The 11024-nt window shown below is 65.3% G+C and carries 9 protein-coding genes and 1 pseudogene; 4 read left to right on the top strand and 6 right to left on the bottom strand.

The window, feature by feature from the left end:
• On the bottom strand, window positions 1–871 hold an 871-nt coding region (locus RJ1_RS43545), incomplete at its 3' end, for a coiled-coil domain-containing protein (RefSeq protein ID WP_369691072.1).
• 381 nt (window positions 872–1252) lie between these two features.
• On the bottom strand, window positions 1253–1858 hold the full coding sequence (locus RJ1_RS43540) for an Rv1476 family membrane protein (protein ID WP_073370667.1): 606 nt from the start codon (window positions 1856–1858) through the stop codon (window positions 1253–1255).
• A gap of 308 nt (window positions 1859–2166) precedes the next feature.
• Between RJ1_RS43540 and acnA the strand changes: the two genes are divergently transcribed.
• Window positions 2167–4968 (top strand): aconitate hydratase AcnA, encoded by a 2802-nt coding sequence (acnA, locus tag RJ1_RS43535; RefSeq protein ID WP_073370665.1) that lies wholly within the window; start codon window positions 2167–2169, stop codon window positions 4966–4968.
• A 203-nt stretch (window positions 4969–5171) separates the two neighbouring features.
• Entirely contained in the window at window positions 5172–5738 is a 567-nt protein-coding gene (locus tag RJ1_RS43530; protein ID WP_073370662.1) for a TetR/AcrR family transcriptional regulator, read from the top strand.
• Window positions 5739–5763: 25 nt separating this feature from the next.
• Here RJ1_RS43530 and RJ1_RS43525 read toward each other — a convergent pair whose 3' ends face one another.
• The gene (locus tag RJ1_RS43525; protein ID WP_005255033.1) at window positions 5764–5979 is read right to left on the bottom strand and encodes a helix-turn-helix domain-containing protein; all 216 of its coding nucleotides are present in this window, start codon (window positions 5977–5979) and stop codon (window positions 5764–5766) included.
• A gap of 73 nt (window positions 5980–6052) precedes the next feature.
• The gene (locus RJ1_RS43520) at window positions 6053–7684 is read right to left on the bottom strand and encodes an ABC-F family ATP-binding cassette domain-containing protein (protein WP_073370673.1); all 1632 of its coding nucleotides are present in this window, start codon (window positions 7682–7684) and stop codon (window positions 6053–6055) included.
• Between the two features lie 632 nt (window positions 7685–8316).
• Here RJ1_RS43520 and RJ1_RS43515 point away from each other — a divergent pair.
• Both RJ1_RS43515 and ku read left to right on the top strand, forming a co-directional pair.
• On the top strand, window positions 8317–9465 hold the full coding sequence (locus RJ1_RS43515) for a lycopene cyclase family protein (protein ID WP_083400409.1): 1149 nt from the start codon (window positions 8317–8319) through the stop codon (window positions 9463–9465).
• A 40-nt stretch (window positions 9466–9505) separates the two neighbouring features.
• On the top strand, window positions 9506–10393 hold the full coding sequence (gene ku, locus RJ1_RS43510) for a non-homologous end joining protein Ku (protein ID WP_439958225.1): 888 nt from the start codon (window positions 9506–9508) through the stop codon (window positions 10391–10393).
• Window positions 10394–10521: 128 nt separating this feature from the next.
• Here the strand turns inward: ku and RJ1_RS43505 are convergent.
• Window positions 10522–10647, bottom strand: a pseudogene (locus RJ1_RS43505) (transcriptional repressor LexA); the annotation flags it as partial.
• A gap of 113 nt (window positions 10648–10760) precedes the next feature.
• Window positions 10761–11024 (bottom strand): zinc ribbon domain-containing protein (locus RJ1_RS43500; RefSeq protein WP_143169603.1); only part of this gene is annotated, 264 nt, incomplete at its 5' end.

The raw sequence follows: 11024 nt of genomic DNA, 5'->3' as shown, positions 1-11024 counted from the left end.
CCTCCCGCGCGGCGGCGGCGATGGCAGCCTTCTGTGCCTCCTCGGCGCGGCGCTGGTCGTCCCACGTGGTGTAGGCCTCGCGCTGCCCCTGCAGGCCCTCGACGTTCCCGCGGGCGGCCTCGAGCTGGGCCTGCGCGGCCGCGCGGTTGCTCTCGATCTGCGCCTTCTTGACGGCCTGGTCCTGCAACGCCGAGCGCGCGATCGCGATCGCCTGCTCGGCCAGCGACTTCTTCGACTCTGCCTGGTCGGCGGCCGCGTCCGCCTGCTGCTTGGCCTCCCGCGCCGCGGAATCCTTGTTCGCCTGTGCGGTCCGGGCCCGCTGCAGGCCCTCGAGCACCGCGTTCTGGCTCGTGGCGAGGAGTTTCAGAACCTGCGCGCGGTCCAGGACGTCGCCGGGCCCCTGAGCGCCGAGATATGTCGAGATCGCGGAGACGTTGGTGCCCTGTGTGTAGCTCGACCGGGCGTACTTGTCGAAGTCCTTCTGCGCGAGATCGATCTGTGCGCCGGCGTCACGCAGCGCCTGCTGGGAGGCCCCGACCACTCCGGCGGCGAGGTCGGCGGCGCTGCGGGCGTTCTGCAGATCGACCAGCGCCCGGTTCACGTCCTCGCGCTTAATGGCGACCTCGTTGTCGAGCTGCGCGAGTTGCTGATCCGCGGACGCCACCTGGTTGATCAGTTCGCTGACCTGTCCGAGACCCGAAGTGACCTGGGTCTGGGCCTGCGCGATGTCGGAGTCGGATGGATTCGGCGGTGGTGGGGGCACGGCTGCGGCCAGGCCGGGAGTGCTGCCGACCAGGGCCCCGACGATGCCCAATCCGATGAGGAGGCGCGCTGTGCGAGTGTGCCCGCGGGAGAAGCTACGGTGCCCCACTCCAGCTCGTGCTTGTCGCTTCACAACTCTCTCCCTCGGTTCTGCACCGATCACGCGAACGCGCCGTGCCCGTCGTGGGGAGAAATTCAGGCAGCCACACCTTTCCGTGCGCTTCGGCGACACCGACGTACCCGGCATCGCCGTCACTCTGGACGTCAATCACCAGCCTGCGACACTTCTTCCCCAAGAGCGCCAAATGCACCGTACGACACTTCCGGACTCTATGGAAACTTTAGTCACAAATAACACATGAGTAATTTGACCAGCGGAAATGGTGAGCTGTGAATTGTCGGCGCCCTTTTCGCGCATCGACGCAGGCAGCGGCCACTCACACCGGAATGGTGAAAATGGCCGCCGAGTTATTGCGGGAAATCGGGAGTGTCAGGGCTTCTGTCGCTCGTACGACGTCGGCGACGGTGCGGCGCCGTCCCGCGTTTCCGGATGACCGTCACGGGATCCGGCCGCCCGACGCGACTTCGCGAAGAACGTGGCGGCCGACGCGATGACGACGATCGCGACGATGACCGCCGTGAACAGCGCCCACGGAGGTCCCGGCTCGGTCACCTCGTCGACGAAGTGATTGGCGGACACCACCGCGTCGCCGGTGTAGGTGCGGTCCTGGCCCGATTCGAGGAGTACCCGGCTGATCGAATCGCTGTACGTGCCGACCCAGCTGGGACTCAGCACCAGGACGGTGCCGCCCTCCTCGGCCCCGACCTCGGTCGCGAGGTCGCGCAGCTGCGAATCGCGCCCGGGATCCTCGTCCAGCGCCACGATGCTCAACTTGACGCCGTGCTCGGCTGCGCGGTCCACCACGGCGACGAGGTCGCTCACCTCGTCGGACGGGGCGGACACCCCGTCGTCGGACACATCCGTGACCACGTCCGAGACGTCGAGGTCCTCCGGAATGTCCGTCTTCACGGGAAGCGCCGCATGAATGGGGAGCGTGACACTGGCGGGAACTGCGGTGGCGATAGGGGCAGGCATCTCTCATCCGGGTTTGCTGTAGGAACGTTAAGCCTCGCGTGAACACTACGTGAGGTGTCCCCGAAGTTCCGTTCCGTCCGCGGGCGTTCCCCGCCGGGAGCGAGGAGAATCGCCGAGGGCCGGGCCCGATTCCGCCCCGAATTCTCACAGGACAAGCGTACTGTTAGACTATCGGAGGTACCGCGGTAGGGGCCGATTCCGTCCATCGCTAGCACGACAGCGCACACGGATCAGCCGTGCCCGCAGTGCCTGCAGCCGTCGACACAGCCCCGTCGGTGGCGACCCTCACATAGACGAGTGGAGCTGACGTGAGCACCAGTATTGATTCATTCGGAGCAAAGGGAACCCTCGAGGTCGGTGAGAACTCCTATGAGATCTTCCGACTCGCAGCCGTCCCCGGCACCGAGAAATTGCCTTACTCCTTGAAGGTTCTCGCCGAGAACCTTCTCCGCACCGAAGACGGAGCCAACATCACCGCGGATCACATCCGCGCAATTGCAGGCTGGGATCCCTCGGCTCAGCCGAGCGTCGAAATCCAGTTCACGCCGGCTCGCGTGATCATGCAGGACTTCACCGGCGTTCCTTGCGTCGTCGACCTCGCCACCATGCGTGAGGCTGTCACCACCCTCGGCGGCGACCCCAACAAGGTCAACCCGCTCTCCCCCGCCGACATGGTCATCGACCACTCGGTCATTCTCGACATCTTCGGCCAGGCCGATGCACTCGAGCGCAACGTCGACCTCGAATACCAGCGCAACGGCGAGCGTTACCAGTTCCTCCGCTGGGGTCAGGGCGCATTCGACGACTTCAAGGTCGTCCCCCCGGGAATGGGCATCGTTCACCAGGTCAACATCGAATACCTGGCTCCGACCGTCATGGCACGTAACGGCCAGGCATACCCCGACACCTGTGTCGGCACCGACTCGCACACCACGATGGTCAACGGCCTCGGCGTGCTGGGCTGGGGCGTCGGCGGCATCGAAGCCGAGGCAGCCATGCTCGGCCAGCCGGTCTCCATGCTCATCCCCCGCGTTGTCGGCTTCAAGCTCTCCGGTGAGATCAAGCCCGGCGTCACCGCGACCGACGTCGTGCTCACCGCCACCGAGATGCTCCGCAAGCACGGCGTCGTCGGTAAGTTCGTCGAGTTCTACGGCAAGGGTGTTGCCGAGGTTCCGCTCGCGAACCGCGCAACCCTGGGCAACATGAGCCCCGAATTCGGTTCCACCGCAGCGATCTTCCCGATCGACAGCGAGACGATCGACTACCTGCGCCTGACCGGCCGTAGCGACGAGCAGCTCGCTCTCGTAGAGGCCTACGCCAAGGAACAGGGCCTGTGGCACGATCCCGACAAGGAGCCCGTCTTCTCCGAGTACATCGAGCTCGACCTGGGAACGGTTGTTCCCTCGATCGCCGGCCCGAAGCGCCCGCAGGACCGAATCCTGTTGTCGGACTCGAAGAACGCGTTCCGCAAGGACATCCACAACTACGTGGAAGAGCACCTTCCGACCGAGCACACTCAGCTCGACGAGGCCGTCGAAGAATCCTTCCCGGCGTCCGACCCCGCAGTTCTGTCGTTTGCCGATGACGGAGCAGTCGACGTCCTCTCCGCCGCCAACGGAGCAGAAGGGCGCCCGAGCAAGCCGATTGTCGTCAAGTCCGACGCAGGCGAGTTCGTTCTCGATCACGGCGCCGTCGTCGTTGCCGGCATCACTTCCTGCACCAACACGTCCAACCCGTCGGTCATGCTCGGCGCCGCACTGCTTGCACGTAATGCCGTCGAGAAGGGCCTGGCCACCAAGCCGTGGGTCAAGACCAACATGGCACCCGGTTCGCAGGTTGTCACCGACTACTACGAGAAGGCCGGCCTCTGGCCGTACCTCGAGAAGCTCGGCTACTACCTCGGCGGCTACGGATGCACCACGTGCATCGGCAACACCGGCCCGCTGCCCGAGGCAGTCTCCAAGGCCATCAACGACAACGACCTGTCGGTCACCGCGGTGCTCTCGGGCAATCGCAACTTCGAGGGGCGCATCTCCCCCGACGTCAAGATGAACTACCTGGCCTCCCCGCCGCTCGTCATCGCCTACGGCCTTGCGGGAACCATGGACTTCGACTTCGAAACCGACTCGCTCGGCGACGACACCGACGGCAACCCTGTGTTCCTGAAGGACATCTGGCCGTCCACGCAGGAGATCGAAGAGACCATCAAGACGGCGATCAGCCAGGACATGTTCCGCAAGTCCTACGCAACGATCTTCGCGGGCGACAGCCGCTGGCAGAACCTCTCGACCCCTGAGGGTGACACCTTCGAGTGGGACGAGAACTCGACCTACGTCCGCAAGGCTCCGTACTTCGACGGCATGCCGAAGGATCCGGCTCCGGTCGAGGACATCAAGGGCGCTCGCGTCCTCGCCTTGCTCGGCGACTCGGTCACGACCGACCACATCAGCCCGGCAGGTCCGATCAAGGCCGGCACCCCCGCCGCGCAGTACCTCGATTCCCATGGCGTCGAGCGCAAGGACTACAACTCGCTCGGCTCGCGGCGCGGCAACCACGAGGTGATGATCCGCGGAACGTTCGCGAACATCCGTCTGCGCAACCAGCTCCTCGACGACGTCTCCGGTGGCTACACCCGCGACTTCACGCAGGAAGGCGCACCGCAGGCATTCATCTACGACGCGTCGCAGAACTACCAGGCAGCCGGCATCCCGCTGGTCGTCCTGGGCGGCAAGGAATACGGTTCGGGATCGTCGCGTGACTGGGCCGCCAAGGGCACCAGCCTCCTCGGCGTCAAGGCCGTCATCACCGAGTCGTTCGAGCGCATCCACCGCTCCAACCTCATCGGTATGGGCGTCGTTCCGCTGCAGTTCCCGGCCGGTGAGTCGGCTGCGTCGCTGAAGCTCGACGGCACCGAGACCTTCGACATCGAAGGCGTCGAGAAGCTCAACGAGGGCGTCACCCCGAAGACCATGAAGGTCACGGCAACGCGCGAGAACGGCGAGAAGGTCGTGTTCGACGCAGTCGTACGCATCGATACCCCTGGTGAAGCGGATTACTACCGCAACGGCGGCATCCTGCAGTACGTGCTCCGCAACATGATCAAGGGCTAGGGCGCAACCGCGCCTGTGAGCACTTTCGGCTCACAGGCGCCGCGCACCTGTGAGTGTTCTCGGCCATGACAGGCACGAAGCGCGCACGACCAGTTTCAGGGGAGCTCCGCTGTCCCGATCGAGGTGGTCGTGCGCGCTTCGTGCATTGGGTGACTTCAACTGCCGAGGACTGAAAACACGCACAGGCCGACGAAGGAGGCACTTTGCCCAAGGTCAGTGAAGACCATCTCGCGGCACGGCGCAGTCAGATCCTGGACGGCGCCCGCCGATGCTTTGCCGAATACGGTTACGACGGTGCCACGGTCCGTCGCCTCGAAGAAGTGACCGGACTGTCCCGCGGTGCGATCTTCCACCACTTCAAGGACAAGGACGGGTTGTTCCTCGCCCTCGCCCACGAGGATGCGACGAGGATGGCCGACGTGGTCGCCCACGAGGGCCTCGTTCAGGTCATGCGGGACATGCTGGCCCAGCCCGAGCAGTTCGACTGGTTGGGCACCCGGCTCGAGATCGCCCGGCGGCTCCGGAACGACGCCGACTTCCGCAGAAGCTGGTCGCAACGGTCGGCGGAACTCACCGAGGCGACGATGGCACGCCTCGCGCGGCAGAAGTCGGCGGGACGTCTCCGCGACGACGTGCCGACCGACGTTCTCATCGGCTACCTCGATCTGGTGCTCGACGGCCTGGTCGCGCGCATCGCCTCGGGGCACGCCGGCGACAACCTGTCGGCCGTGCTCGATCTCGTCGAGGAATCCGTCCGACGCCGCGACTGACACCGCTCTCCCCCACCGACGGTCGTCAGGTCTTACGACGGTGAGCTCCGCCTCGTCCGCGGAGCTCAACCTCGGACTCCGCGAGGATGTTGCGGACGAATCCGTACGATCGCCCCATTTCCCGGGCGAGGGAACGGATACTCGCACCGGCCTGGTAGCGCTCCTTCAGCTCCGCCTGCAGATCGGCGCGCGACGGTCCCGTGATCCGAGCACTCTTGGCGAAGACCCCGATGTCAGCCATGAACTCCTCCAGTCGGCGAGCGACGGTGGTTTCCACGGTAGAGCCCCGCGACGGCGATATCTACGCGCAGTGCTCAGGCGAGCTGGATGAGTTCCAGGTAGTCCTGCGACCAGTGGTCCTCGGTGCCGTCGGGCAGGAGAATGACCCGCTCCGGATCGAGCGCCTCGGCCGCACCCGGATCGTGTGTCACCAGGACGACCGCGCCGGTGTAGCTGCGGAGAGCGTCCAGCACCTGTTCGCGGGACACGGGGTCGAGGTTGTTCGTCGGCTCGTCGAGCAGCAGCACGTTGGCAGCGGAGGACACGAGACCCGCAAGCGCGAGGCGGGTCTTCTCGCCGCCGGACAGGGTGCCTGCGGGCTGTTCGAGTTGCGGGCCGGTGAACATGAACGCGCCGAGCAGCGAACGCAGCTCCTGCTCCCCCGTATCCGGTGCCGCGTGGCGAATGTTCTCCCACACCGACGCGTTGTCGTCGAGCGTGTCGTGCTCCTGCGCGAAGTACCCGATCTTCAGGCCGTGCCCGGGAACGAGTCCGCCGGCGTCCGGCGTCTCCACTCCCCCGAGGATGCGCAGCAACGTCGTCTTGCCCGCGCCGTTGAGGCCGAGCACGACGACACGGGAACCACGGTCGATCGCGAGGTCCACCCCGGTGAAGATCTCCAGCGAGCCGTAGACCTTGGTCAGGTTCTCCGCCATCAGCGGGGTCTTGCCACACGCGGCCGGCTCGGGGAACCGGATCCGGGCGACCTTGTCGGACACACGTTCCGCATCGAGATCCGACATCAGCTTGTCGGCACGCTTCGCCATGTTCTGCGCCGCTACCGCCTTGGTGGCCTTCGCGCCGAGCTTCGCGGCCTGAACGCGCAGCGCACCGGCCTTCTTCTCCGCGTTGGCGCGCTCACGGCGACGACGCTGCTCGTCCGTTGCCCGGGCGTCCAGGTACTTCTTCCACGTCATGTTGTACACGTCGGCCTCGCCGCGCACGGCGTCGAGGAACCACACCCGGTTCACCACGTCGTTCAGCAGATCGACGTCGTGGCTGATCACGATCAACCCGCCCTCGTGGCTCTGCAGGAAGCCCCGCAGCCACGTGATCGAGTCGGCGTCGAGGTGGTTGGTGGGCTCGTCGAGCAGAAGCGTCGTATCGGAGCGACCACCGCTGCCGTCCGACGCGGCGAACAGAATGCGGGCCAGCTCCACGCGGCGGCGCTGACCACCCGACAACGTGTGCAACTGCTGGCCGAGGATGCGGTCCGCCAGGCCGAGGCTGTTGCAGATGCGAGCCGCTTCGCTCTCCGCCTCGTACCCACCGAGCGCGGAGAAGCGGTCTTCGAGGTTCCCGTACTTGCGCACGGCCTTGTCGCGCTCGTCGTCGTCGACGACCTCCGACATCAGGATCTGCTGCTTCTCCATGTCCCGCAGCAGCGAATCGAGGCCGCGCGCGGAGAGCACCCGGTCCTTGGCGAGGACGTCGAGGTCACCCTCCTTCGGGTCCTGCGGAAGGTAGCCGAGATCGCCGGTGCGCATGACCTCGCCCGCGTACGCCTCACCCTCCCCCGCAAGAATGCGGAGCGTGGTCGTCTTGCCGGCACCGTTGCGGCCGACCAGCCCGATGCGGTCGCCGGGCTGCACCCGCAAAGCCGGTCCGGGAGCAGACAGCAACGTCCGCACTCCAGCTCGAACTTCCAGGTCGGTAGCGGTGATCAACAAGACTCCTAGGAAAATGACGCTCGCACTGAATGAGGAAAACCGCGCAAAGAACGCACGAACCAGCAATTTTACCCGACCACCGTTCACTCGGAACACGCCTGCCAGTGATTCCGCTTACCTTCGGACCCCGATCCCCCTCCGTCGTGAGCGGGAATGGTGGGTGTGTGATGCGGTCAGGAGTGAGTATCTGTGGCGACTACACGTGGTTCGTCGTCGGGCCGGCGGGGGTAAATTCGGTAAGCCAGGGTGTTCCGTCACGGTCCGAGTCTTAGCGCCAGTGTGCAGCTCGAACTCGACCCCGACCGCTGCCTGCGTCAGGATCGATAGTGCGGCGCCCCCAGCGTTCGCCACCTCACCGCCCTACCCCGGCGAACGCTTCGATCCGCTCACCGCACTCCCCCGCGGCAGCGAACGCCCGCCGGCCGCATCCTCTCCCCTGATCTCGCCCCACGCGTCGAGGAAATGTGTGCGGGAGCCGCTCGGGACCGCATGGTTGGACGTCAATTTCCCCACTGCGCCGATGCGCGACGGAAGCCTATAAATCTAGAACTCATCATCTTCCGTCCGTGTCAGAGCACGGAACTACGGATTCGACAGGACGCGGCGGCGCGCCATGACACGCTGGAATCGTGACAACGCCTCCCCTTCGACCGATCTGGGATGTCGCGATCGTCGGCCTCGGCCCCGCCGGCAGAGCCCTCGCCCACCGCGCGAAGGCGGCCGGGTTGACGGTCGCCTCGATCGATCCGCTCCCCCGCAGAGCCTGGTCCGCGACGTACGCGGCGTGGGAAGACGAACTCCCCGAATGGCTTCCGCCGGGTGCCGTCGCCGCGAGGATCTCACATCCGACCGCCTGGACAACTCGCCATCACACCATCGAACGCACATATTGCGTTTTGAATACATCGATACTGCAATCAATACTCACCGAAGATTCCGGAACTGTTTTCGCAGGTAGAGCGGTCGACCTCTCCCCCACTTCCGTCCAACTCGACGACGGCTCGACCGTGGAGGCGCATGTGGTGGTCGATGCGCGGGGAACCGGCGACAGCCCCGACCTCGCGCAGCAGACGGCGTACGGGGTCGTGGTGGACCCAGGCACTGCCGCACAGGCGCTCGCCGGCGATGCCGCCGTCTTCATGGACTGGCGCCGCGACAACGGGACATCCCCCGCGGACACTCCGTCATTTCTGTACGGGGTCCCGCTCACTCACGATCGGTTTCTGCTCGAGGAGACGTGTCTCGTCGGTCGCCCACCGCTACCGATGGCGGAACTCGCCGTCCGGCTCCACGACCGGCTCCGGCAGCGGGGTGTCACCGTCCCTTCCCACTCGGACGTCGAGAGAGTGAAATTCGCGGTCGAGCCACCACCCGAGGCCGGTCGTGCCCACAACTCGGACCAGGTGCGGTTCGGGGCTCGTGCCGGGCTGATGCACCCCGGCACGGGCTACAGCGTCGCAGCATCGCTTCTCTGCGCAGACCTGCTCGTCCGGGACATTCGTGACGGTTCGAGCGGGCGGTTGTGGTCGTGGCGGGCTCGCAGCGTTGCATCGCTGCGGTCGCTCGGCCTCCGCGTCCTCCTCGATCTCGATGCGGAACACGTACCCGAATTCTTCGAGCATTTCTTCGATCTGCCGCCGCAACTGCAAGCCGCATATCTGTCCGAGCGGTCGAATCCGCGCGGAACTCTGGCGGCGATGCGCAGGATGTTTCTCGCGTCCTCCGGCGATATCCGCGGCGCGATTCTCCGTTCGACGCTGCGCCGGGAAGTTCGATGAACTGTCGCGCGAACGCGAAAAGGAGACCATCATGGAACGCATGCGGTCGATATGGAAGGGCTCGATAGCGTTCGGACTCGTGAACGTGCCGGTCAAGGTCTATTCGGCCACCGAGGATCACGACATCAAGTTTCACCAGGTCCACGCCAAGGACGGCGGCCGGATCAAATACAACCGCGTGTGCACGGAATGCGGCAACGTCGTTCAATACGCTGATATCGACAAGGCCTACGAGTCCGACGACGGCGTCCGCGTGGTGTTGACGGACGACGATTTCGCGAAGCTCCCTGCCGCGGAGAAACACGAGATTCCCGTTCTGCAGTTCGTGCCTACAGAACAGATCGACCCCATTCTGTTCGAGAAGAGTTACTTCCTCGAGCCGGATTCCAGTTCCCCGAAGGCATATGTCCTTCTCGCGACGGCCCTCGAGAACAGCGACCGCACGGCCCTCGTCCACTTCACGCTCCGTCAGCGCACCCGGCTGGCCGCGATGCGCTCGCGGGACGGGGTGCTGGTGATCCAGACGCTGCTCTGGCCGGACGAGGTTCGCGCCGCCGAATTTCCCTCGCTCGACGACGTCGACAAACCGAAGGCGAAGGAACTCGCGATGGCCGAGACCCTCGTCGACAGCATGGCCGACGACTTCGACCCCACCGAGTTCACCGACGACTACCAGGTGCAGTTGCGGGAACTGCTCGACGAGATGATCAAGTCGGGCGGCAAGAAAGTCATCCCCGTCGCCGAGGTCGAGAAGACCGGCGAGGACGCCGAGGTCGTCGATCTCGTGGCCGCACTTCAGCGCAGCGTCGACGCCGCCGGGAAGAAGGCCGCACCCGCCAAGAAGAAGCCGGCGAAAAAGGCTCCGGCCAAGACCGCTGCGAAGAAGGCTACAGCGAAGTCGTCTACCTCGGAACGCAAGCGCGCCTGAACCGACGATAATGCGCGGCCGGACGAACCCGGACACTCCTGCCCCTGCAACGGAGTCGGGCCTGGGTGAAGCCGGTGATTCGTGTTCGAGGTCGTTCTTGGCTGCGGGTGTTGTCGGCTGCACACTCCTCAGATCCGGCGCATCACCGACTCCACCTTGCTCAAGACGACTGCGCCGTCGCCGTCAATCGCGGTATAGGCCAAATTGCGGGGCTCGAGGAAGACATGGCCATCGCGGCGCCGGAGCACCTTCACATACACCAGTAGCCTCGCCATCATTGACGTCCTCTCGGTCGTGAACGACCGAGATTCCCCTCGAGACTCACGCCTCGAGGTTCCTGTTTCACCGACAGTTGCCGCCCCACACTTTAGGTGCGGGGCGGTCTCACACCATCTCCGCAGGCTGCCACCGTCAGTCCGACGGCCAAAATATTCTTCGCCGCGTTCACATCCCGATCGTGGACGGCGCCGCATCGGCACGTCCACTCCCGCACGTTCAGCGGCATCATCGACGCGATCTCCCCGCACGCCGAGCAGGTCTTCGAGGACGGATAGAACCGGTCGATCGCCACCACCTGCCGCCCGTACCAGTCGGCCTTGTACTCGAGCATCGACCGGAACTCGGACCAACC

The sequence above is a fragment of the Rhodococcus jostii NBRC 16295 genome (genome assembly GCF_001894825.1).
In the GTDB taxonomy this organism is placed as follows: Bacteria; Actinomycetota; Actinomycetes; order Mycobacteriales; family Mycobacteriaceae; genus Rhodococcus_F; species Rhodococcus_F jostii.
The sequence above is the reverse complement of the archived record's forward strand: the minus strand, read 5'-3'. Positions and strand labels throughout refer to the sequence as shown.

Bases quoted from the DNA above. Each gene is read 5' to 3' on its own strand.
- RJ1_RS43540 (WP_073370667.1), bottom strand. From the start codon at position 1,858: ATGCCTGCCCCTATCGCCACCGCAGTTCCCGCCAGTGTCACGCTCCCC.
- RJ1_RS43525 (WP_005255033.1), bottom strand. From the start codon at position 5,979: ATGGCTGACATCGGGGTCTTCGCCAAGAGTGCTCGGATCACGGGACCG.
- ku (WP_439958225.1), top strand. From the start codon at position 9,506: ATGCGGTCGATATGGAAGGGCTCGATAGCGTTCGGACTCGTGAACGTG.